Source organism: Micromonospora sp. WMMA1976 (assembly GCF_027497335.1).
GTDB classification, from domain to species: Bacteria; Actinomycetota; Actinomycetes; order Mycobacteriales; family Micromonosporaceae; genus Micromonospora; species Micromonospora aurantiaca.
Map to the genome: position 1 here is coordinate 2,233,839 of NZ_CP114912.1, position 22,035 is coordinate 2,255,873.

Annotated in this window: 17 protein-coding genes and 3 pseudogenes; 12 read left to right on the forward strand and 8 right to left on the reverse strand. The window is 69.1% G+C overall.

What is annotated here, in order from left to right:
* Window position 1: 1 nt before the first annotated feature.
* The gene (locus O7546_RS10435) at window positions 2-2,401 is read right to left on the reverse strand and encodes a hypothetical protein (protein WP_281600835.1); all 2,400 of its coding nucleotides are present in this window, start codon (window positions 2,399-2,401) and stop codon (window positions 2-4) included.
* Window positions 2,402-3,659: 1,258 nt separating this feature from the next.
* Here O7546_RS10435 and O7546_RS10440 point away from each other — a divergent pair.
* Window positions 3,660-4,595: a hypothetical protein gene (locus tag O7546_RS10440; protein WP_281600836.1), complete on the forward strand. Its 936-nt coding sequence runs from the start codon at window positions 3,660-3,662 to the stop codon at window positions 4,593-4,595.
* 443 nt (window positions 4,596-5,038) lie between these two features.
* On the opposite strand, the gene O7546_RS10445 is transcribed toward O7546_RS10440, so the two are convergent.
* From O7546_RS10445 to O7546_RS10455, 3 genes and pseudogenes are all read right to left on the reverse strand, one after another.
* Window positions 5,039-5,392, reverse strand: a complete 354-nt coding sequence (locus O7546_RS10445) for an alcohol dehydrogenase catalytic domain-containing protein (protein WP_348651250.1) — start codon at window positions 5,390-5,392, stop codon at window positions 5,039-5,041.
* Window positions 5,389-5,622, reverse strand: a pseudogene (locus tag O7546_RS10450) (aldehyde dehydrogenase family protein); the annotation flags it as partial. The gene O7546_RS10445 and the pseudogene O7546_RS10450, both read right to left, overlap by 4 nt.
* Window positions 5,623-5,644: 22 nt before the next feature.
* Entirely contained in the window at window positions 5,645-6,310 is a 666-nt protein-coding gene (locus O7546_RS10455) for a TetR/AcrR family transcriptional regulator (protein WP_269696663.1), read from the reverse strand.
* 91 nt (window positions 6,311-6,401) lie between these two features.
* Between O7546_RS10455 and O7546_RS10460 the strand changes: the two genes are divergently transcribed.
* From O7546_RS10460 to O7546_RS10485, 6 genes are all read left to right on the forward strand, one after another.
* On the forward strand, window positions 6,402-7,550 hold the full coding sequence (locus tag O7546_RS10460) for an acyl-CoA dehydrogenase family protein (RefSeq protein WP_281600837.1): 1,149 nt from the start codon (window positions 6,402-6,404) through the stop codon (window positions 7,548-7,550).
* A gap of 14 nt (window positions 7,551-7,564) precedes the next feature.
* On the forward strand, window positions 7,565-8,323 hold the full coding sequence (gene fabG / locus O7546_RS10465) for a 3-oxoacyl-ACP reductase FabG (RefSeq protein WP_194799871.1): 759 nt from the start codon (window positions 7,565-7,567) through the stop codon (window positions 8,321-8,323).
* A gap of 32 nt (window positions 8,324-8,355) precedes the next feature.
* Window positions 8,356-9,528 (forward strand): acyl-CoA dehydrogenase family protein, encoded by a 1,173-nt coding sequence (locus O7546_RS10470; protein WP_116507000.1) that lies wholly within the window; start codon window positions 8,356-8,358, stop codon window positions 9,526-9,528.
* Complete coding sequence (locus tag O7546_RS10475; protein ID WP_194799872.1) at window positions 9,525-9,989, forward strand: MaoC family dehydratase; 465 nt, start codon at window positions 9,525-9,527, stop codon at window positions 9,987-9,989. The genes O7546_RS10470 and O7546_RS10475 overlap by 4 nt, the downstream gene beginning before the upstream one ends.
* Window positions 9,986-11,530: a long-chain fatty acid--CoA ligase gene (locus O7546_RS10480; protein ID WP_194799873.1), complete on the forward strand. Its 1,545-nt coding sequence runs from the start codon at window positions 9,986-9,988 to the stop codon at window positions 11,528-11,530. Before O7546_RS10475 ends, O7546_RS10480 begins: the two co-directional genes overlap by 4 nt.
* A gap of 252 nt (window positions 11,531-11,782) precedes the next feature.
* A complete protein-coding gene (locus tag O7546_RS10485) occupies window positions 11,783-11,917 on the forward strand; it encodes a hypothetical protein (RefSeq protein WP_255533003.1) in 135 nt (44 codons plus the stop codon).
* Between the two features lie 222 nt (window positions 11,918-12,139).
* On the opposite strand, the gene O7546_RS10490 is transcribed toward O7546_RS10485, so the two are convergent.
* The 4 genes and pseudogenes from O7546_RS10490 to O7546_RS10505 form a co-directional block, all read right to left on the reverse strand.
* Window positions 12,140-12,922, reverse strand: coding sequence for a hypothetical protein (locus O7546_RS10490; protein ID WP_281600838.1), 783 nt, complete (start codon window positions 12,920-12,922; stop codon window positions 12,140-12,142).
* Window positions 12,919-13,527, reverse strand: coding sequence for a sigma-70 family RNA polymerase sigma factor (locus O7546_RS10495; protein WP_194799875.1), 609 nt, complete (start codon window positions 13,525-13,527; stop codon window positions 12,919-12,921). Before O7546_RS10495 ends, O7546_RS10490 begins: the two co-directional genes overlap by 4 nt.
* The gene (locus O7546_RS10500) at window positions 13,524-14,639 is read right to left on the reverse strand and encodes an acyltransferase (protein ID WP_281600839.1); all 1,116 of its coding nucleotides are present in this window, start codon (window positions 14,637-14,639) and stop codon (window positions 13,524-13,526) included. The genes O7546_RS10495 and O7546_RS10500 overlap by 4 nt, the downstream gene beginning before the upstream one ends.
* 338 nt (window positions 14,640-14,977) lie before the next feature.
* Window positions 14,978-15,957: pseudogene (locus O7546_RS10505) on the reverse strand (zinc-binding dehydrogenase).
* 410 nt (window positions 15,958-16,367) lie between these two features.
* On the opposite strand from O7546_RS10505, the gene O7546_RS10510 reads away from it, so the two are divergent.
* From O7546_RS10510 to O7546_RS30745, 5 genes and pseudogenes are all read left to right on the forward strand, one after another.
* Window positions 16,368-16,673, forward strand: coding sequence for a hypothetical protein (locus O7546_RS10510; RefSeq protein ID WP_228531751.1), 306 nt, complete (start codon window positions 16,368-16,370; stop codon window positions 16,671-16,673).
* Window positions 16,674-17,208: 535 nt separating this feature from the next.
* Complete coding sequence (locus tag O7546_RS10515; protein ID WP_228531752.1) at window positions 17,209-18,468, forward strand: ABC transporter substrate-binding protein; 1,260 nt, start codon at window positions 17,209-17,211, stop codon at window positions 18,466-18,468.
* Window positions 18,469-18,539: 71 nt separating this feature from the next.
* Complete coding sequence (locus O7546_RS10520) at window positions 18,540-19,493, forward strand: sugar ABC transporter permease (RefSeq protein ID WP_194800120.1); 954 nt, start codon at window positions 18,540-18,542, stop codon at window positions 19,491-19,493.
* Entirely contained in the window at window positions 19,490-20,359 is an 870-nt protein-coding gene (locus O7546_RS10525; protein WP_194799878.1) for a carbohydrate ABC transporter permease, read from the forward strand. The genes O7546_RS10520 and O7546_RS10525 overlap by 4 nt, the downstream gene beginning before the upstream one ends.
* 96 nt (window positions 20,360-20,455) lie before the next feature.
* A pseudogene (locus O7546_RS30745) lies at window positions 20,456-22,020 on the forward strand (CocE/NonD family hydrolase).
* The last annotated feature ends 15 nt before the right edge of the window (window positions 22,021-22,035 follow it).

Here is a 22,035-nt window from a genome sequence, read left to right on the forward strand (position 1 = left end):
CTCAGCTCCCGACCTGTTGGACAGCTTTAATGATCTTCCGGGTTTGGCGTACCCACAGCTGGGGGTCCCCCTCGGGGGCGCGGCCATGCGCCGCGCCGTTGAGTGCGTGCACGGTCGGCGTAAATCCGTTGACGTCGATGGCGCGCAGACCCGCACGGCGGGCATAGTTGTTCAGGAGTGCCAATTGGTCGAGAGTCTTCCGTGCGCTTCGGAGGTCGGCGACAACTGTGGCCTCGGGTGAGCCGACCCGCCGGCCCAGGATCTCGATCTGTGCGACGACCTCGGTGTCGACGGCCTGCCGGCACATTGCCAAAGTCATCGCGGTGACGGCGTCGGGGGTCCCGATAGGCGCTCCCTTCTCGGCTCCGAGGATTCGCTGGACCTCGTCCAGCCGCTGAATCCCCGGACTGGCCACGTGCCTCACCCGGACCTGCGGCCGGCCGTCACCGTACCGGTCCATCCGAATGTGGGTTGGCATCGCGCCCAAGCCGCGGAGCTCACGCCAGAGGCGGTCGTCGTGGGTGAACACGACCACCTGAAAGCGGTCAGCGAGGGTCATCAGATGCCGAGCCAGGTACCGCACTCGCCAGGTGTCGAACGCATGGATCGGGTCGTCGAGGATGAGGAATCCGAACGGGCTCTCTGGCTGGGTTGCCCGGGGCAGATACGTGGCCAACGAGAGAGCGTTGCGCTGACCGGTGCTTAGGATCGCGGAGCTGTTCTTGCCGGTGGGCAGGGCCACGTCGCCGTCGGCGAGGTCTAGCGCCACACTCCGCCGGAGCTTCGTCCCGCCGGTCAGGGCGATGCCGGTTAGCTTGAGGTCCGCGTCTGGGTTCAGTACGGACCACAACTCCATCACCTCCTTGCCGATGGGCGCGAAAATGTCCTCGCGCGCGGTCCGGATCCACCGGTCGACCTTGCGGTCCAGCCGCTCCGCCACGGCGAGCCTGACCAGTGCCGGGCGTTCCCGGCTGCGGACGTCCATCCACGATTCGATGTGCGCGCGGATCGTCGCCTGCGCGGCGATGGCGTCGTCACGCCGGGCAAGAAGGCCGTCGCGGATGCTCCCGTACCAGCCAGCCAGATCGGTGCTCTCGTCCAGCGCCTCAGTCAGCGATGCGATGGATGGGGCTACGGTGGCGAAATCGGTAGCCAAGCGGACGAGCCGGTCCCACTGCCGTATCCGCAGCTCGGTGGCCGGATCCGTCAGCTGAGTCAATGCCCGGCGCAGGGAGTCGGTCAGCGCGGCCGGGAAGCATCTTTCAAGGCCCTGCAGGGCGGTAGTCGTGGCGGCGGTCGCACTGCGCAGTTCCCGGGTGGCCGTCCTCAGCCGCTCGGCATCCTCGGAAGCGCGGCGTGCCCATTCTTGCCCGGCCGTCCGGCAGACCGGGCATACGTCCCGGTCACGGAGGTCGTCGAGCCGCGTGTCGCCAAGGGCGAGCGCCTTCTGGAGCACCGCGAGGAGCGCGTTCGCCCCGGCCGCATCCGATCGAACGGCATCGTCCAGCCGTGTAAGGGCGATGACGGCCCGGTTCCGAAGCCCGTCATCGATCGTCCAGGTGTCGGGCAGACCCAGCGGAGGCGGCGCCGACTCCGGGAGAGTTTCAGCCAGCCCCATGATCCGAGCCTGCGCCTGCTCGTCTGGGAACGCCCCGTACTCGCGCACCATCCTGGCCAGTTCCTCCTGGCCGGCCTTCGCGATGCCGTTTAGCGCGCTGGCGTGTGCGGCCTCCACCGCACGCCGTGCCGCCGTGCCCTTCTCCCGGTCAGTCTTCAGGAGGGCCTGCAGTTCTTCAAGCGCGGTCAATTCCAGTGCGTCTTTCAAGAACGCGTGCAGATTGCTCGGATCCTGAATGACCTGAGACATCTCCGGGTACAGCAATACCGGCATGTAGCGTTCGAATGCTTCAGTCCACTCGCTGGGCGGGGTGCTGAGCGAGCCATTCGTGTTGCGCCACTGGACAACTTCGTCTGCTCCGCAGACGATCTCGATGTCTCGACGTCCGTTGCTCACTGTGACAACAATGTCGCGATGCGGATAGTGGACGTTGTTCGCCAGCACCTGGTAGGACCGCCTGGTTCCGCCGCTGAGGGTGTGCCGGGCGCCGTCGGCAATGCTCGTCTTGCCGGTGCCGTTGCGAGCGGTGACGATCGTGAGGCCGGTAGTTGGCTTCAGGGGCAGGTCGACGGCTTCCTCGGCGACCCCGACGTGACCGCGCACATGCAAGTTCCGTACGTACCAGGGCCCGTCGGCGGTGGTGACGCTTGTCGCCAGATTCGGGTTCTTGGCCCGGATTAGCTCCAGAAGCAGATCCCGCATATCCGGCTCAAGACCCGCTGCGGCGGCGGCGATGTCTGCCCAGGTGAGCAGGACGCGCTGCGAAGGGTGTTCGGCGACCACGAAGAGCCCTTTCGGCTTGCCGGCCTTGGACAGTCGCCGCGTTTGTCACGTGCCGGACAACGAGTGGAGAGGGCCGAAAATCGGCCCAGCAGCGAGCCGCACAACTTATCGCGCTCGCCGACGTCAGGCCAGCGACACGCGCTAACAAATGGCCTGGCAAAAACGTACTGGTGTTCTAATTTGCAGGTCGAACGCTTTGATGTGAGGCAGAAGCATCTTCCGGCCGTTGCGGTAGGAGCCACCACCGGTCCAGCATTCGGCTGGCACCGGGCAGGGCAGCGCGACCATGCGCGATCTGGGGGGCGGGCATCCGCTGCGTCGGCGAGTCCAGGCGCCGCGCCGGGGTTGCGGATTATTGCGCCTCCGGCGGGGGCGCCCCGGCTCCAGGATGGCCGGAGGCCGTCTGCGGCCGCTGGCTCTGCGGGTGGTAGCGGCGGGCCATCCTGTCAGCCATCGACCCGGGGGAGCCGCGCAGGCCCCAGCCCGCCCCGCCAGCGTCCAGACGAGCCGTCAAGGTTCCCTTGACCTGGCGGGTCGGGCTGCAGCCCGCTCCTCAGCGTGCGTGTCAACGGCAGACAGGATGGTGGACTCTAATTAGTGTTCGCGGCTGCATGCGGCGGTCGCTGGGTCAGCGGCAGCGGTGCAGTCTGTGCGAGACTGCCGCGTGCACGTTAGTAGTGGCGCTGCAGATGACCCGATCGGTGTCAGCGATGCCTTCGATGTACCTGTCTTCCTCCGGTACAGCTCCCCGCTGAATCCACAGGGAAGGCCCTGGCCGAATGCCGTCCGGGCTGCCCGTGCTACCTGGCCCGCTACCGGGTTACCGCTCGCCGGTGATTACCTAATTCGGACCAGTTGGCGCGAGGTTCTGCACGCGGCGATGACCGTCGGTAGGGATGTGACACCCTGGCTCGCCAACGTACCGAGACTAGCGGAGTTGGAAATCATCTCGCGCTGTTCGCCGCTTCGCGCGTACCTGCGCCGCCAAGAGGGCATTGGTCCCGACGGTAGGGAGGGCTACCGAGTTGTTGCCAATGAGGTTTACCAGCGTGGTACGGAAATAACGGCAAAGGGAGCCTTTAGCTACCGAATCGGAATGACGATGGCCGAGTGGCTGTGTTGGGGCCAGCTCGGCATGGGTCATAGTCTTCACGCTGAGGACTCATATCCGCCCAACACCGATCCTGGCTTGTGGGATGACACAGTTCGTAAGCCGGACCTGTTAGGTGTGCATCCGCTCCGACCCACCAATTGGTTGGTGGAGGCCAAGGCGCAGCGCCGATTGTCGAAAGGCAAGTTGCGGGAGGGTGCCGAGCAGCTCGCTCTGGACGGAATCGTCAACGGCCCGCACCGTCGGGTACTGTGCGGCACGAGCCTGGAAGAATGCCTCTTCATGACGGTGGATATCGACACCCGAGACGAGCGGAACATCGCTCCTCAGAGCGTCGGCGTAAACCCCGGCCCCGTGCTCCCACCCGACCCGGCGACGGATGACGATGCCCTCTACCGGCTGGCCCGCTCCAGCATGCTCATTTACCTCGCTCTGCTGAGCAACGGAGAGCATGCCAGTGTCGTACCGCTCGGCGGTGCGGTTGACCCGCGGCGTGCCCAGGCACGGCGTCGCCCATCGCCCGTGACGCTGATCGAGTCGGACCAGTCCTCAGCATCGCTTCGATCCCGCCTTGTTGACCTTCCCCAACGCTCTGCGGAGTTGGCGGCGCAAGTCGGCGTCGACATGCTCACCGCCGAACTGCCGGGCGCCGGCATCTCGGTGGGTATGTCCCGCCGTCTGTACGCGGCCTGCCAGTCGCTTATCGATACTGAAACGGCTCTAGCGGAGCGTGCCGATTCTGAGGCGGAGCAGGAGTATGAGGACTCGATGGCGCGGCGCCTCGCCGATGATGCGTTGAGCGCGGGGATTACTACGGCGAGGCCTTCCACTTCGCCGCCACGGTGGGAGCGGACGGAGCCGGAGGTCCAGAACTGGTGGCGGTTGAGTAGCTACCGGCGACTAACGCAGCAGCACCGCCGAGATCTGCTGGCCGCCGCGCGTATCGGGTTCGAAGAGGGGAGCGACACCGACTGGCGTAGCCTCGTTGACCGCGAACCGCCGGTTAGACTCGGGCGACCGCAGCAGCTCGAGTCCGCGACCGCCGACACCTACCTGGCCATCGATCCTGGCATAGTCATCTAGCCTTCATCTCCCGCTCGGCGATGCCGCAAATCTGTGCCTCTTGGTGGCATGCCGGGTGTAGCAGTAGGGGAAGCGGTCTTTTCGGCATGGCGATGACGTTCGCCACCAACCCGTCACCCGTGTATTCGGCAGCGGCGGCCATCGCGCCGCACGTCCTATCTGTCGCAGAGCCAGTCCTGGGGAGGTGCTGGTTTATGATCTCCAGCGCCTCCCCAGGACTGGCGGCTGTGATGTCTCACAACCGTCTCACGGACGGCCTGATAAGGCCCGGCAGGACTCGATCTGCTTCGGACCTCGCCTGGCCGTTGACCTGCATGTCTGGCACGGGCCGGAATCGTCCGGCAGCCGCCGGCAGACCTGCTAGTTCACTGGGGGTCAAGGGGTCGTCGGTTCGAATCCGGCCGTCCCGACAAAGAAAAAGCCCTGACCAGTGAGAATGCTGGTCAGGGCTTTGAACTTCTTCTATGGAGATTTGAACCGCCCCCCGAAAACCCCCGTTTACGCGGTGCGGCCCAGCGCCGCCGGCAGGGCGGCGCCCAGTTCAGCACCACGCGCGTGCCGGGCCGGACCCGGTCGACGCCGGGGCCGACCTCGATCACCTCGCCCGCCGCCTCGGGCCCGAGCACCAGCAGGTACGGCGGCGCGACCGTGCCGTTGACCATAGACAGGTCCGAGTGGCAGACCCCGGCGGCCCGCACCCGTACCCGCACCCGTACCTCACCCGGCCCGGGGTCCGGCAGCTCCACCTCCTCCACCGTCAGCGGCTGGTCCACGCCGTGGGCGAGCAGCGCCCTCATCGCGGGATCGCCTTGGGCTGGAGGAATTCGTCGAGCCCGTAGCGACCCAGTTCCCGGCCGGGGTCGGACTGCTTGTAGTCACCGAACGGGGCGAGCGGGTTGAACGGCGCGCCGTTGATGCTCACGGCTCCGGTGCGGATCCGCCGGGCGACCCGCACCGCCCGCTGCTCGTCGGCGGACCGGACAGCGCCGGCCAGGCCGTACCGGGAGCCGTTCGCGACGGCCACCGCTGCGCTGCAAGTTTTTTTTGCCCTAGTGCCCCGGATCGGCTGGCGGGAGGGGTGGTAGCGGCCCGACGTGCTCCTCGTAGGTGCGGGCGAGCCCCTGGATGAGCGCGTCGAGGCCGAGCGCGAAGGCGCCCTCGTCCACCCGTTGCTGATGTTCGGCGAGCCGGTGCGCCTGGGTCAGGTGCGGGTACCGCTCCCCGTACAACCCGGGGTCCTCGACGAAGCCACGGGCGAACGATCCGAGCGCGGAGCCCGCCACGAAGTAGCGCATCAGCGCGCCGATGTGCGTCGCGCGCGCGGGCGGCCAGCCGGCAGCGACGAGCCCGCCGTAGACCGCGTCGGCCATCGCCAGCGCCGCCGGCCGCCGGCCCGGCCCGCGGGCCAGGTACGGCACGATGTTCGGGTGCGCGGCCAGCGCCGCCCGATACGAGTGCCCCCACCGGCGCAGCGCCTCGCGCCAGTCGAGGTGCCCGAAGAAGGAGACGTCCACCTGGGCGGTGACGCTGTCGGCCACCGCGTCGAGAATGTCGTCCTTGGTGGCGAAGTGGTTGTAGAGCGAGGGCCCGCGTACGCCGAGTTCGGCAGCGAGCCGGCGGGTGGAGAACGCCTCCAGCCCGTCCGCGTCGATCAGCGCGGCGGCGGCATCGACGATCCGCTGCCGGCTGAGCAGCGCCTGCCTCGGCCGGGGCATCCGCGCCTCCCTCGCTCACTCGTCGGTCCGCGGCAACTCTGCCACAGCCGGGTCTGGACGTATTTAAACTTGCAGCGCTAGTTTATGCCGCATGGACCTTCAGCTCTCCGCGGAGCAGGCGGCGGTTCGTCAGCTCGCCGCCGAGTTCGTCGACCGTGAGGTTGTCCCGCACGCCGCGGCCTGGGATCGGCGCGAGTCGGTCGACCCGGAGATCGTGGACAAGCTCGGTCGGCTGGGCTTCCTCGGGCTGACCATCCCCGAGGAAGACGGCGGGTCCGGCGGCGACCACCTCTCCTACTGCCTGGTGCTGGAGGAGCTCGGCCGGGGCGACTCCGCCGTCCGGGGCATCGTCTCGGTGTCGCTCGGCCTGGTCGCCAAGGCCATCGCCGCGTACGGGTCCGCCGCGCAGCGGGCCGAGTGGCTGCCCCGGCTCTGCGCCGGCACCGCGCTCGGCTGCTTCGCCCTGACCGAACCGGACAGCGGCTCGGACGCGGCCGCGCTGACCACCCGGGCGACCCGCGACGGCGGCGACTGGCTGATCACCGGCGCGAAGACGTTCATCACCAACGGCACCGTGGCCGACGTGGTCCTGCTCTTCGCCCGCACCGGCGGGCCCGGACACCGGGGCATCAGCGCGTTCCTGGTGCCCACCAACGTCGCCGGGCTCACCCGGAGGGAGATCCACGGCAAGCTCGGGCTGCGCGGGCAGGCAACCGGTGAGCTGCGCTTCGACGCCGTCCGGGTGCCCGACTCCGCGCGCCTCGGCCCGGCCGACGGCGGGTTCCGGCTGGCCCTGGCCACCCTGGCCAAGGGCCGGATGTCGGTGGCCGCCGGCTGCGTCGGCATCGCCCAGGGCTGCCTCGACGCGGCGGTCGGCTACGCCGGGCAGCGCACCCAGTTCGGCAAGCCGATCGCCGGGCACCAGCTGGTGCAGCAGTTGCTCGCCGCCATCGCCGTGGACACCGCCGCCGCCCGGCTGCTGGTGTGGTGGGTGGCCGACCTCGTGGACCGGGGCGAGGCGTTCGCCACCGAGGCCTCGATGGCCAAGCTCTTCGCCAGCGAGGCAGCAGTCCGGGCGGCCAACAACGCCGTCCAGGTCTTCGGCGGGTACGGCTACATCGACGAGTACCCGGTCGGCAAGTACCTGCGCGACGCCCGGGTCGCCACCCTCTACGAGGGCACCAGCCAGATCCAGCAGCTGCTCATCGGACGCGCGCTCACCGGCGTCAACGCCTTCTAGCAAAGGGGAGAACCGTGACCAGATTCGCCGACCGGGTGGCCGTCGTCACCGGCGCCGGGCAGGGCATCGGCGCGGCGACCGCGCACCGGCTGGCCGCCGAGGGCGCCGCCGTCGCCGTGGTCGACCTCGACGAGGAGCGCAGCCGGGCGGTCGCCGACGAGATCACCGCGGCCGGCGGCCGGGCCGTCGGCATCGGCTGCGACGTGACCGACCCCGCGGCGGTGGCCGCGATGACCGACCGGGTGGTGCAGGCGTACGGCGGGTTGCACGTGCTGGTGAACAACGCCGGCATCACCCGCGACGACCTGCTGTTCAAGATGCCCCTGCCACACTGGGAGGCGGTGCTGACCACCAACCTGACCAGCATGTTCCTCTGCTGCCAGGCCGCCCAACAGCACATGGTCGCGGCCCGCTACGGCCGGATCGTCAACCTCAGCAGCCGCTCCGCCCTCGGCAACCGGGGCCAGGTCAACTACGCGGCGGCCAAGGCGGGGGTGCAGGGCCTGACGGCCACCCTCGCCATCGAACTCGGCCCGTACGACGTCACGGTCAACGCCGTCGCCCCGGGCTACGTGGCCACCGCGATGACCGCCGCCACCGCGCAGCGGGTCGGCAGCAGCCCGGAGGAGCATCAGCGGACGGTCGCCGAGCACACCCCGCTGCGCCGGGTCGCCCAGCCGACCGAGATCGCTTCGGTGATCGCCTTCCTGGCCAGCGACGACGCGTCGTACGTCAGCGGGCAGACCCTGTACGTCAACGGCGGCGCGCGCTGAGGCGCGCCGGCGGACCAGCACCCGGAGGGGACATGGACTTCGCGCTTTCCGACACCGAGCGGGCGATCCGCGACACCGCCCGCGACTTCATCACCAGGGAGGTCATGCCGCTGGAGCAGGAGCTGCTGAGGCGGGAACGGGCGCACCGGCCCGGACTGGAGCACAGCGAGCTGCGCGAGTTGCAGCTCAAGGCGCGCAAGTTCGGGTTCTGGGGGCTGGCCACCCCGGAGGAGTACGGCGGCATGGACCTGCCGGCCGTCACCCAGTCCCTGATCTGGACCGAACTCGGCCGCTCGTTCGTGCCGTTCCGGTTCGGCGGCGAGGCGGACAACATCCTGTTCCACGCCAATGACGAGCAGAAGCGCGAGTACCTGGTCCCGACCATCGAGGGGGAGCGGCGCAGCTGCTTCGCGATCACCGAGCCCGGCGCCGGCTCCGACGCGGCCAACATCAAGCTCAGCGCCCGCCGTGACGGCGACGACTGGATCCTCAACGGCGAGAAGACCTTCATCACCGGCGGCCACGACGCCGACTTCGCCATCGTGATCGCGGTGACCGACCGGGAGAAGGGCGCCCGCCACGGCGGCGCGACCGCGTTCCTGGTGGACCGGTCGATGGGCTGGCGCTCGGAGTTCATCCAGACGATGGGCGAGGGTGGCCCCGCCTCGCTGGTCTTCGACGACGTCCGGGTGCCCGGGCGCAACATCCTCGGCGAGCCCGGGCAGGGCTTCAGCCTCGGCATGGAGTGGATCGGCAAGGGCCGCTACATCATCCCGTCGCACGCCGTCGGCATCGCCGAGCGGGCGTTGTCGATGGCCATCGACTACGCCAACACCCGGGAGACCTTCGGCGCGAAGATCGGCACCAACCAGGCCATCCAGTGGATGATCGCCGACTCGGAGACCGAGCTGGAGGCGGCCCGCTGGCTCATCCTGCGCGCCGCCTGGACCGTCGAGCAGGGCATGGACCCGCGACACGCCTCCTCGATGGCGAAGCTTTACGGCGCGGGCATGGTCAATCGGGTGGTCGACCGCGTCCTGCAGATCCACGGCGGCATGGGCTACACCCGCGAGCTGCCGATCGAGCGCTGGTACCGGCAGGTCCGGCTCTACCGGATCTTCGAGGGCACCGACGAGATGCAGCGACTGATCATCTCCCGCGACCTGCTGCGCGGCTACACGAAGCTGGGAGGGCACCTGGCATGAGGGTCTTCGCGTCCATCGAGGAGTTGGCCGAGGCGACCGGCGAGACCCTGGGCCCCGGCCCCTGGTTCCGGATCGACCAGCAACGGGTCGACCGGTTCGCCGACGCCACCGACGACCGCCAGTGGATCCACATCGACCCGCGACGGGCCGCGGCCGGCCCGTTCGGCGGCACCATCGCGCACGGCTACCTCACGTTGTCCCTGCTGCCGGCGCTGGCCGGTGGCCTTTACCGGGTCGAGGGGGTGGCCATGGGGGTCAACTACGGCCTCAACCGGGTGCGCTTCCCGGCCCCGCTCCGGGTCGGCAGCGCGGTCCGCGCCACCGCGACCCTGGCCGAGGTGTCACCCGTGGACGGCGGCGTGCAGGTGGTCACCGCGGTCACCGTGGAGAGCGACGCCGGCGGCAAGCCGGTCTGCGTCGCCGAGACGGTCAGCCGTCTGGTGCGGGGCGTGGCCCGATGACCGCGCTGTCGCTGGCCATGGTGCTGGCCGAGTCCGCCCGCCGGCACGCCGACACCGTCGCCGTGGTCGACGGCGACACCCGGGTGACGTACGCCGAGCTGTGGCTGGAGGCGCGCAGCTACGCCGCCGGGCTGCGCGAGCGGGGGGTCGGCCCCGGCGACAAGGTGGCCCTGCTGGCCCCGAACGTGGTGGACTTCCCCCGGGTCTACTACGGGGCCCTCGCCGCCGGCGCGGTGCTCGTCCCGGTGCACCTGCTGCTGACCGTGGACGAAGCGGCGCACGTGCTGACCGACAGCGGCACGAAGCTGCTGGTGTGCCACAGCTCCCAGCTCGCCCTGGGCGCCGCCGCCGCGGCGGCGGCCGGCGTGCCGCTGGTGACCGTCGGGCCGGCGGCCGCCGGCGCGGTCGCGCCCCGCCTGGAGGAGCTGAGCCACCCGCTGCCACCGCTGCCGTCGTACGTCACCCGGTCGGCGGAGGACCCGGCGGTGGTGCTCTACACCAGCGGCACCACCGGGGTGCCCAAGGGCGCCGTGCTCACCCACCTCAACCTGGTCATGAACGCCACCGTGAACGTCTTCGACGCCAACGACGCGCGCAGGACGGACGTAGTGCTCGGCTGCCTGCCGCTGTTCCACAGCTTCGGCCAGACGGTGGCGATGAACGGCACCTTCCGGATCGGCGCGACGCTGGTGCTGCTGAGCCGGTTCACCGGGCCGGCCGCCATCGACCTGATGTTGCGTGAGGGGGTGGACGTCTTTCACGGCGTGCCCACCATGTACGTGGCGCTGCTCGACGCCGCCCGGGACCGGGACGACCTGCCTCGGCTGCGGCTCTGCGTCTCCGGCGGGGCGTCGCTGCCGGTGGCCGTGCTGGAACGGTTCCACGCCGCCTTCCAGACGACGGTCTTCGAGGGGTACGGGCTCTCCGAGACCTCACCCACCGCCACCACCAACCAGCCGCACTTCGGCACCCGCGCCGGGACCATCGGGCACCCGGTCTGGGGCGTGGAGGTGGAGATCGCCCGCGCGGAGGTGGACGAGCGGATCGAGCTGCTGCCGACCGGAGAGCTCGGCGAGATCGTCATCCGGGGGCACAACGTCTTCGCCGGTTACCTGGGGCGGCCCGAGGCGACCGCGGAGGCGGTGGTGGACGGCTGGTTCCGTAGCGGTGACCTGGGACGCAAGGACGCCGACGGGTTCATCACCATCATCGACCGGAAGAAGGACATGATCATCCGGGGTGGCTTCAACGTCTACCCACGCGAGGTGGAGGAGGTCCTTGCCCGGCACCCGGCGGTCGGCCAGGTGGCGGTGATCGGGGTGCCCGACCCGCGTCACGGCGAGGAGGTCTGCGCGGTGGTGGTGGCGGACCCGGCCGGACCGGGCCTGCCCGACGAGCAGGAGATGATCGACTGGTCGCGGGAGCATCTGGGCCGGCACAAGTACCCGCGGCAGATCCGGTATGTCGACGACCTGCCGCTCGGGCCGAGCCACAAGGTGCTCAAGCGGGAACTGCGTCGCCGGATGGCCCCGCCCGACTGACCACCGCCCGCCGTCCACTGCCACCCGCCCGGGCCGCGGCCCTCGTCGCGCTCACCGCGCGTCGAGGGCCGCTTCCTCCGGCTGTCGCGCCGGCGAGCGTCGCCCGTCGTCGTGCTCGGCGGGCGGCCCCGGCGGTGGCGTCGAATACTGAGCCGATGGCCAACCCCGACCTCGATCCGAGGTGTGCCCGCCGATCGGCCCGCGTGTGGACGTGCCGGACGACCCCGGCGCACTCCTCCCGGACACCCCCGGGTGACGATCGTGCTGACCGAGGACGGGCTGCCGCAAGTCCGGTCGGTACACGATCTGGTGCTCGGCTGCCGCCTCCAGGCGGCTGCTGTCGGGGTGGACGTAGACCCGCTTGGCGAGCTGCCGCCGTCGGCGTGACCGCCCCAGGCCACCAGCACGACTCGGGGTAACCCGGCGCCGGCGAGGTAGGTCAGGGAGGCTCGGAGACAACGTCAAGCGCCCGCAGGGCCGTTGACCGGCGACGGGGCGACGGCATGCCGACAGGCGTGGGTGACGAGCGGCGGGCGGTAGGCGGCTCCGGCGATGCGGAAGTATGGCGTGCTGCCGACTGTCGGAGGGCGGGCTTGCCGAGCCGCCCTCTCAGTCCAGCTTCGGTTGTTCGTACAGTTCGCGGGCGGACAGGTTCACCGCGCTGCCGTCGGCGAGGCGGACGGTCAGTGTGGTGATGTTGCTGCTCGACTCGTCGGAGCCCTCGGGGTACCAGGCGCCGAAGTAACCGTCGCGAAGGGTTGCCCGCGCCGTCCGTGACGAATCGCCATCCTTGGTCCGCAAGTTGATCTCCACACTCGTCACCTGTGAGCCGACGTGTCCCGCCATGATCCGGACGTAGCCTTCGTCGGTACGTAGTTGACCCCACGAGTACATCTCGACACCCCCGGCGCCGAGCCGCTCGGTGCTGGTCAGCACGGTAAGGATGCTGGTATTCCGCACGTCTCCGTTGCGATCGCGGAAGCACGTCTGGCTTCCGGCCGGCGACACGGCATTCACGTATGCGTACTCGCCGCGTCTTTCACCGATGACCACCCTTGCGACGCTCGCATCCTGGGCAGGCAGGCATTTGCTGACGAGGTCGCGTGCCTCGGCATCCGAGATCGGACTCGGCTCGGGCGTCCACGACGCAAACGCGGGACCGGCGTTGAGAAATGTCAGGGTGAAGGCGACAGCGGCGGCGAGCGCTCCGGCAGCACCGGCGATCGCCAGGCGAGGCCGGCGGTGCGGTGTGCGCGCTGGTGCTGGGCGTGGTCGCCGATCAGTGGCGACGATCCGCTCGAGCAGTTCTCGCGCGGGTTCCTGCCCGACGCGTGCGGGCACCGGGACCGCGGCAGAGCGGATCGTCTGGTTGAGGACATCGTCGTCGGTCATGCGGAGCCTCCGCGTCGTGAGGGGCCGGCCGGTGCAGGGACGTTTGTGGGTTCGCTGTTCGGCCGCTGACCGAGATGCTGACGCAGGCGGCGGCGGGCGCGCAGCAGGCGCAGACTGAACGCGGGCCGGGAAATGCCCAGTACGTGTGCTGCCTGCGGCCCGGTGAGGTCTTCGATCGCGGTCAGCGTCAGCACTTCCTGATCGGCGGGTGACAGGCGCTGCCAAGCCTTCACCAGGTCGATGCGGGTGGCCGCGAGGTCCGCCTCGGCGCTGCTCGGAGCATCGGGTTCCCGCAGGACGCGAAGCGCGAGGCTCTGCTGCCGCTGGTCGCTGCGCTGCCGGTTGTGCAGGACATTGCGGGCCACGGTGAACAGCCAGGCGCGCGCCTCGCCGAGTGATTTCGGTACTTCGTCCAAGCGGCGCCACGCTACCAAGAACGTCTCCGCGACCACGTCTTCGGCAACGGTGAGGTGTGCACGGCGTTCGACGAAGAGCAGCAAATCGTCGTACGTGGCCCCGAACAGCTCGCGGAAGGCGGAATCGGCATCCGCGGTCGTTGGATCCACACTCTTCCTCGTGTTCGGCGCGCTGCGGCTGATGGTCATTGTCGTGGCCGGTCCAAGACGAAGCCGCGGATCAGGGGTGCGAGTGGGCGCTCGACGAAGCGATGGACAAGCCAGGCTGCCGCCAGCAGCCCGAGCACGGCGCCGCCGATCAGTACCGACGCGGGGAGGTGGGTTTCCTCGTACACCTTGCGGATCACGCTGTACCCGATGCGCGGGTGCAAGAGGTAGAAGGGGTAGCTGAGTGCACCCGCGGTGGCCAGCCAGACCATCTTCACCCGGTCGGTGTAACCGAGCGCGATGACGAGCATCAAAAGGTACACCCCGGTGAGCAGCACCGGTGCCGGCCAGACGGGCACCTCGAAGCCGGGCTTCAACTCCAGGGTCCGCTCGTGCACACGCTGCAGGCTGACCAGCCACGCGGCGACCAGCAGCACCCAAAGCCATCGATCGGATCGGTTGCGGCGAAGCAGAAACAGGGTAATTCCGGCGACGAAGTACGGCGCGAAATCGGACATCACGACCTCGTCCAGGGCGGCACCCCGGAAAGCGGGCATGACCACGGCGACGGCCAGCCACACGGCAGCGAACATCTTTGCTCCCCGGTCGGTCAGCTTGGCCGCAAGAATGCACGCCGCGATCAGATAGAACCGGAGCTCGATCCAGAGGGTCCAGTACACGGTGTCGACAAGCGGCGTGTCGAGAGGCTCCGCCAGCATGGTCAGGTTGACCAGCACGTCCCATCCGTCCGGCGGAGGTGGGAAGGGCAGCCCGCCGCTGATCGGTAGCACTGTCGTCACGGCTGTCGTGGTCAGCACGCATACCCAGAACGCCGGATAGAGTCGCGCGGCGCGAGAGGCAGCGAACTCGCGAACGGTGCGTCCCCAGCCGCTCATGAGGATCACGAACCCGCTGATCAGAAAGAACGTCTCGACTCCGAGGAAGCCGTAGATCAGCACCGGTGCCGCGTCCGGCAGGAAGTATGCCGGCGGGCGTACCCCGTCCAACCTCCATGAGTCGCCGAAGTGGTATCCGGCCACGGCAAGAGCACAAACCAGCCGCAACCCGTCCAGCACGTACAACCGCGGCGCCTGCCCGGGAGGGCTGTTGACGGGCGGCGGCGTCGGCGCGCGGTCGAGCAACGCGGTCGTCATGCTCTGCTCCTGTCCTGGATACACGACTGCATCCAGGACAGACATGTGCAGCACCGCGTCAAGTGCTACAGGTGATCACCGTCACCATCCTCTGACGAAGCCGGGCCAGTATCGCGAACCAGGACGCAGCAGTCATCGACGTCGGCCGACAGCCGCCTTGATCTCACCAGCCCTCGGTATCCCGCCCGCGGCCGCAGCGGGCCTATCGTCCGATTCCGGTGGCACACCTGCGCAGCTACCGCCCGCGTATGCCCCCCTCTCAGCCGCCTCGACCGCGGATCCGGACCCGCAGCGGTGTGGGACGCCGAGTTCCATGCGCCGTCGGCGACGACGACAAGTCAGCTGGCCGTTCGACCGCCGACCAGCAACAGTGACTTGCCCACGGTTGTGCGTGCGGCAAGTGCACGGTGGGCATCAGCGGCCTGTTCCAGTGGGTAGGCGGCGCCGATCGCCGGCCGCAGCCGCCCTTCCGCAGCCCGTTCCAGCGCACGTCCCAGCAGCTCGCGCACGGTTTCCTGGTTCGGGGGACCGTCCAGTAGCGGAGCGAGCACCCGTATACCGCGGCGCGCGGCCGACTCCGGGTCCGGTGCGGCGAACCCGTCGGCGGTACCGTAGGTGACGAACCGGCCGCCGTCGGCCACCGCGCCCAAGGCGGCCGTGCCGAGCGGGCCACCCGCCCCGTCGTAGACCAACGCCGCACCGCCACCGGTCGCCTGCCGCACCCGGCGGATCCAGTCCGACCGCGTGTAATCGACGGTAGTCTCCGGGCCCAACTCGCGGGCCAGTGCCAGTTTGACGTCGCTGGATGCGGCGGCGACCACCCGGGCGCCGGCATCGACGGCCAACTGCACCAGTAGCGAGCCGGCTCCACCGGCAGCCGCTGAGACCAGCACCCATTCTCCCTTCTCCGGCCTGCCCAGCCGGTCCAGGCTGAGCGCGGTCACGCCGTCGTGCACCAGCGCGGCCGCCACCTCGATGGCCAGTCCGTCGGGCACCGGCATGGTCTCCTCGACGTCCGCGACGATCCGTTCGGCGTAACCGGTGCTGGTCCGTACAACCACACGGCGACCGATCCATGCCCGGTCTACCCCTTCGCCGGTCTCCACCACCGTGCCCGCTCCTCCGCCACCCGGCACGTACGGCAACGTCCGCGGGAAGAGGTCCTGGCCCCAGCCGCTGCGCAGCAGGGTGTCGAGGAGAATGACGTCTGCCGCAGCCATACCGACGACGACCTGGCCGGTTCGGGTACCGGGTCGGGCAGTTCCGTGGGACACAGCACCTCCGGACCACCGAACACGGCCACCTGTATTGCGCGCATCTGTAGCACCCCTTGCATGGGACAGCGTCCCGGCCAGTGTTCAAGCTGAAGCTTGGTTGAGGTCAAGGCACGTGCTGAGGCGGGGCTGACCCAGGTCACCACTACCAATTGATTCCGTGCGTTCTCTTGCTTCGATTCGGTCGCTCAACCTGCTTCCGAGGTACCGGATGGTCTGATCGGGGCACATGCGCGAGACATGAGCCGTGGCAACGGCGACAGAGTTACCTGACGGCGGAGAGCCCGACTCAAGACCGAGCACCCTCTCAGGCCGCTTCGCCACCCTCAAGACCGAACTGGTCTGCACCCGGGCACGGCCATCCCGTCGCGAACGGGAGATGAGGTCTTCCCGTACATCGAAGGCTTTCTTGGGCCGCGCCGCGTCGATGTATCCAAGGGTGGGTCGATCTCCATTGAGCTCTTTCGGCAAATTCCTGCATTCCCTGCGGGGGTTCCGTCCTACTGGTTGCAGCGCGACTCAGCCAGGGCGCACAGGGAGGGGCTCGATCCTGAAGATCGTCGTCATCGGTGGCAGCGGGCTCATCGGCTCCAAGCTCGTGAAGATCCTCGGCGGCCAGGGCCACGAGGCGGTGCCAGCGTCGCCGAAGACCGGCGTGAACACACTGAACGGCGAGGGAGTGGCGGACGTGCTCTCCCGTGCCGACGCCGTCGTCGACGTGTCGAACTCGCCGTCGCTCGAGAGCGGCGCCGCCCTGTAGTTCTTCGAGACGTCCACCCGGAACCTTCTCGCCGCTGCTGCGGACGCCGGGGTGGGTCACTACGTGGTCTTCTCGGTTGTGGGCTCCGAACGGCTTCCGGACAGCGGTTACATGCGGGCGAAGATCGCCCAGGAGAAGCTCGCCTCGCGCCGGTGCTCATCCAGCCGATGGCGCCGCCGCGACCGGCGTCGGGCCGCTGTCCGGGCGTGGACGAGAGGGTCGCCGACGGCCTCCTTCCGAGAGGGCCGCGCCACCCGCTCCGAAACTTTCGGCGCTCGTCCGGTCGGAAATCCACCCTGCCGTCAAGCGCTCTCCCTGGCAGCGCGCCTGTTGACGGATGGCGGGGCAGTTAGTAGCCTCAGCGCACAAAATCATGGCATATAAATATCTCGATAAGTTTCGGAGGCGGCGAGCGCACTGACGACGGGACGACGACTGACCCGTCGGTGCGGCCACTCGTCGGCTTCTGCCTGCGTGCCCTGCGCCGGCGAGAACCCCCACCACCGCCGCTCACGATCACACCGCTGGAGGGCCGTTGAAACGCGTCCGGACCACCACCACAGCCGTCATGGCCGCCGTCGTGCTCCTCCTCGCCGGCTGTGGCGGATCAGACGGCGAGTCCGACTCGAAGACCTTCGAGTTCTGGTCGTTCGCCAACATCAACCAGAAGGCCGACGTCGACGTCTACACCAAGGCGCACCCGGATGTGCGCGTCAAGCTCACCGAGGTGGGCACCACGACCGAGACCGCGCAGGCGCTCACCGCCGCGCTGGCCGGTGGGAAGGTGCCTGACCTGGTGCTGATCCAGGCCGACGACCTGCCGAAGTTCATGCAGTCTCCGGACAACTTCGTCGATCTCACCACGCTGGGCGCGAACGACATCAAGGGCAACTATCTCGACTGGGTGATGGCGCAGTCGACGACGAAGGACGGCAAGATCATCGGTGTGCCGACCGACGTCGGCGGCTTGGCGGTGGCCTACCGTACGGATCTGTTCAAGGCGGCCGGCCTGCCCACCGACCGGGAGTCGGTCTCCAAGCTCTGGCCGACGTGGGACGAGTTCATAAACGTCGGCAAGACGTACGTCCAGAAGACCGGCAAGCCGTTCGTGGACAACACGCCGACCAGCGTCTTCTTTCAGGCGGTCAACCAGGGCAGTCAGCGCTACTACAGCGCCGACCGCCAGCTGGACTACGACAACGAGCAGGTCAAGGCGGCGTTCGACGTGACGCTGAAGGCCTTCGGTGCGGGCATCTCCGCCAAGCAGGGGTCGTTCTCGTCCGGCTGGACCGCGGCGATGAAGAAGGGCGACTACGCGGTGGTGTGCTCACCGTCGTGGATGCTCAGCCAGATGAAGACGAACGCCCCCGAGACGAACGGGAAGTGGGACATCGCCACCATCCCCGGTGGCTCGGGGAACTGGGGCGGCAGCTTCCTCGCCATCCCCAAGCGCGCCAAGAACGCGAAGGCGGCGTGGAACTACATCTCCGAGATGCAGTCGCCGAAGGGGCAGCTGGACCACTTCCTGATGCAGGGGTCGCTGCCCACCACCCCGTCGGTCTACACGGACCCGCAGCTGGTCGGGAAGACCGACCCGTTCTTCAGCAACGCACCGATCGGCAAGATCTACACCCAGTCGGTGCTGGGAATCAAGCCCTTCTACTTCGGTCCGCAGGACGGCCCCATCGGCACCGAGTTCCTCAACACGCTCACCAGTGTCGAGCAGGGCAAGGTGGACCCGGCGAAGGCCTGGGACACCGCGCTGACGAACGTCAAGAACGCCGTACGCGAATGACCGAGGGCTGATGCGCGGCGGCCGGGTACCGCCCGGCCGCCGCCCATCGGGAGGGTGACGCTTTGACCACCATGCTCGGCCCGGCCCCGGCACCACCGGACGTCCGGAGGCCCGCTCGCAACAGGCGGATCCAGCAGGGCGTACGGGAGTTCCTGGCGCCGTACGCGTACATCTCGCCGTTCTTCGTGCTCTTTTTGATCTTCGGCCTCTTCCCGCTGCTGTTCACCTTCTACATCTCGCTGTTCGACTGGGATCCGATCGGTGAGCACCGTTTCGTGGGGCTGGACAACTTCTCCGAACTGCTGGACGACCCCCGTTTCTGGGGGGCGCTGCGGAACACGTTCAGCATCTGGGTGCTGTCGACGGTGCCGCAGTTGCTCCTGGCGCTCGGCCTGGCGCACCTGCTCAACCACGCGCGGCTGCGGCTGGCCGCCCTGTTCCGGATGTCGGTGCTCGTTCCCTACGTCACCTCGGTGGCGGCCACGACGATCGTCTTCGCCCAGATGTTCGACAGGGACTACGGCATGATCAATTGGTTCCTGGGACTGCTGGGCTTCGAGCACATCGACTTCACGGCGTCGCTGTGGGGCAGTCACATCATGATCGCCACGATGATCGCCTGGCGCTGGACCGGATACAACACACTGCTGTACCTCGCCGCGCTGCAGGCGGTGCCGCGGGAACTGTACGAGGCCGCCGCCGCCGACGGCGCGAACGGCTGGAAGCAGTTCCTGCACATCAGCATCCCGTCGTTGCGGCCGATCATCGCGTTCACCGTCGTGACGTCGACCATCGGCGGGCTGCAGGTCTTCACCGAGCCGCTGCTGGCCAACCCGGTCGGCGGCCTCACGTGCGGGGCGGCACGGCAGTGCCAGACCGTCACCCTCTACCTCTACGAGCAGTCCTTCGGGCAGTTCCACTTCGGCTACGGCGCGGCGGTCGGCGTCGCGCTCTTCGTCATCGTGGTGGTGTTCTCCGGACTCAACTACCTGCTGACCACCCGCATCCGTTCGGAGCGCCCATGAAGCCCGTACCCCCGACCGCCGCGCCCCGGCGGGCCCGGCGGCGCCAGGCCAACCGCGTCCCGATCCCGGTGTACGCGCTGCTGACCCTCATGGCGCTCGCCAGCGTCTTCCCGCTCTACTGGATGTTCGTGGTGGCGACGACGGACTCCGCCACCGCGACGACTCTGCCTCCGACCCTCACACCCGGCGGCAACTTCCTGCACCTGGCCGAGCTGGTCTTCACCATCGTGCCGTTCGTGCAGTCCCTGCTGAACAGCCTCATCGTCGCCGGCACGATCGCCGTGGGTCAGGCGGTGCTCTGCGCGCTGGCCGGCTTCGCCTTCGCCAAGCTGTCCTTCCCGGGCCGTAACACGCTGTTCCTCATCGTCGTGCTGACCATGACGGTGCCGGCGCAGCTGGCAGTGGTGCCGCAGTACCTGATCATCTCCCAGTTGGACTGGGTGGACAGCCTCCAGGCGGTGATCGTTCCCGGGCTGGTCAGCGCGTTCGGCATCTTCTGGATGCGCCAGCACATCGGCAGCACCATCGACGACGAGCTGATGCAGGCGGCGCGGGTGGACGGCGCGACCACCTGGCAGATCTTCTGGCGGATCGCCTTCCCGTTGGTCCGCCCGGCGGCGTACGTGCTGGGGCTGTTCACGTTCGTCTACGCGTGGAACGACTTCCTGTGGCCGTTCATCGTGTTGAAGTCGCCGGAGAACTACACCGTCCAGATCGCCATCAAGGCACTGCAGCAGAACCGGGACATCGATCTGGGCCTGGCCATGTCCGGTTCCTTCCTGGCCACCATTCCGCTGCTGGTGCTGTTCGTCTTCGTCGGGCGCCGTCTGGTGCAGGGGATCATGGAAGGCGCGTTCAAGGGGTGAGGGATGACGAGCCTCCGCCGCCGACTGACCGGCCGGCTCCGGAGTGCCCGCCGCAGCCCGTACCCCGTCACGGTGCGGCGCGGGCTGCGGGTGCCGATGGACGACGGCGTCGAGCTGGTCGCCGACCTCTACCTGCCCGCCGGCCCGGTGGAACCGCCGCTGCCCACGATCGTCGTCCGCTCGCCGTACGGCCGGCACGGCTCGCTCACAGACGCGCCGGCGCTGGCCGGCGAGGGGTTCACGGTGCTGGTGCAGAGCTGCCGCGGTACCGGTGGCTCGGGTGGCAGCTTCCGCCCCCAGCTCGACGAGCAGCGTGACGGCATGGCCACCCACCGGTGGGTACGCCGCCAGCACTGGTTCACCGGCACCGTCGCGACGTACGGCGAGAGCTACCTCGGCTACACCCAGTGGGCGGTGGCGGGACGGATGTGCCGGGACGACCCCGCCAACGCCCCTGACGCCCTGTGCCTGAACGTGACGATGGCCGACTTCGGCGCGGTCACCTGGACCAATGGCGCCTTCTCGCTGGGCGGCTCGCTCGGCTGGTCGCGTCTGATGGCCCTGCGGGGCATGCGCGGCGCCCTGGTCCGGGCGCGGCTCGCGCGGCGGCCGGACCGGAAGCTGGCCGAAGCGTTCGACGTCCTGCCGCTGTCGCGCGGCGACTCCACCGTGGCGGGCCACCCGATCGGCTGGTACCAGGACTGGTTGACGCACGAGCAGCTCACCGACGACTACTGGACCCGGCAGTCGCACACCGCGTCGGTGCCGACGTGACAGCGCCCGTCTACATGGCCACCGGCTGGTACGACCTGTTCCTCCCCTGGCAGCTGCGCACCTACGCCCAACTGGTCGCGGCCGGTCGCCCGCCCCGGCTGACCATCGGCCCGTGGGGCCACCGCAGCGATCAGAGCCCGTTCCTCGCCGAGTCGATCGCGTTCCTCAAGGAACACTTCGCCGGCGTACCGGCGGCCCGGCCCGCGCCCGTGCGCGCCTTCCTGACCGGCGCGGACCAGTGGCACGACCTGCCCGCGTGGCCGCCGCCGGGCACCGCCGTGCGGCGGTGGTACCTGCACCGGTCCGGACTGCTCGACCCGGCCGTCCCCGACGGCGGCGGCACCCGCTACACCTACGATCCCGACCGGCCCACACCCGCGGTCGGTGGCCCCGGCCTGGGCCCGTCCTGCGGGCCGGTCGACAACAGCGCCCACGAACGCCGTAGCGACGTGGTCGTCTTCGGCAGTCCACCGCTGGATCACGCCGTCGTCCTCGCCGGGGAGCCGATCGCTCGGGTCCGGTTCCGCTCGACGGCGGCCGGCGCGGACGTGTTCGTCCGGATCTGCGACGTGCACCCCGACGGCCGCTCGATTAGCGTGTGCGACGGCATCCGCCGCATCGGCGGCGTCGGCACCGCGGCCACCGACCCGCGACCTCGTGAGGACGGTTTCGTCGAGTTGGACGTGCCGCTGTGGCCGGCGTTCCACCGCTTCGCCGCCGGCCACCGCATCGCCGTGCAGGTCAGCTCCGGAGCGCATCCGCGCTACGCCCGCAACCCCGGCACCGGCGAACCCGCCGCCACCGCGACCACCACCGTACGGGCGCAGCAGGAGATCTCCCACGGCGGCGCCCACCCGTCCGCGATCGACCTGCCGGTATGGACGTGAACGGGCGCGGACGCG

What these genes read in the sequence shown, in the direction of transcription:
- O7546_RS10500 (WP_281600839.1), bottom strand. Translation starts at nt 14,639, where the DNA reads ATGACGACCGCGTTGCTCGACCGCGCGCCGACGCCGCCGCCCGTCAAC.
- O7546_RS10460 (WP_281600837.1), top strand. Translation starts at nt 6,402, where the DNA reads ATGGACCTTCAGCTCTCCGCGGAGCAGGCGGCGGTTCGTCAGCTCGCC.
- O7546_RS10475 (WP_194799872.1), top strand. Translation starts at nt 9,525, where the DNA reads ATGAGGGTCTTCGCGTCCATCGAGGAGTTGGCCGAGGCGACCGGCGAG.
- O7546_RS10470 (WP_116507000.1), top strand. Translation starts at nt 8,356, where the DNA reads ATGGACTTCGCGCTTTCCGACACCGAGCGGGCGATCCGCGACACCGCC.
- O7546_RS10490 (WP_281600838.1), bottom strand. Translation starts at nt 12,922, where the DNA reads ATGACCGACGACGATGTCCTCAACCAGACGATCCGCTCTGCCGCGGTC.
- O7546_RS10445 (WP_348651250.1), bottom strand. Translation starts at nt 5,392, where the DNA reads ATGAGGGCGCTGCTCGCCCACGGCGTGGACCAGCCGCTGACGGTGGAG.
- O7546_RS10480 (WP_194799873.1), top strand. Translation starts at nt 9,986, where the DNA reads ATGACCGCGCTGTCGCTGGCCATGGTGCTGGCCGAGTCCGCCCGCCGG.
- O7546_RS10495 (WP_194799875.1), bottom strand. Translation starts at nt 13,527, where the DNA reads ATGACCATCAGCCGCAGCGCGCCGAACACGAGGAAGAGTGTGGATCCA.
- O7546_RS10525 (WP_194799878.1), top strand. Translation starts at nt 19,490, where the DNA reads ATGAAGCCCGTACCCCCGACCGCCGCGCCCCGGCGGGCCCGGCGGCGC.
- O7546_RS10520 (WP_194800120.1), top strand. Translation starts at nt 18,540, where the DNA reads ATGCTCGGCCCGGCCCCGGCACCACCGGACGTCCGGAGGCCCGCTCGC.
- O7546_RS10455 (WP_269696663.1), bottom strand. Translation starts at nt 6,310, where the DNA reads ATGCCCCGGCCGAGGCAGGCGCTGCTCAGCCGGCAGCGGATCGTCGAT.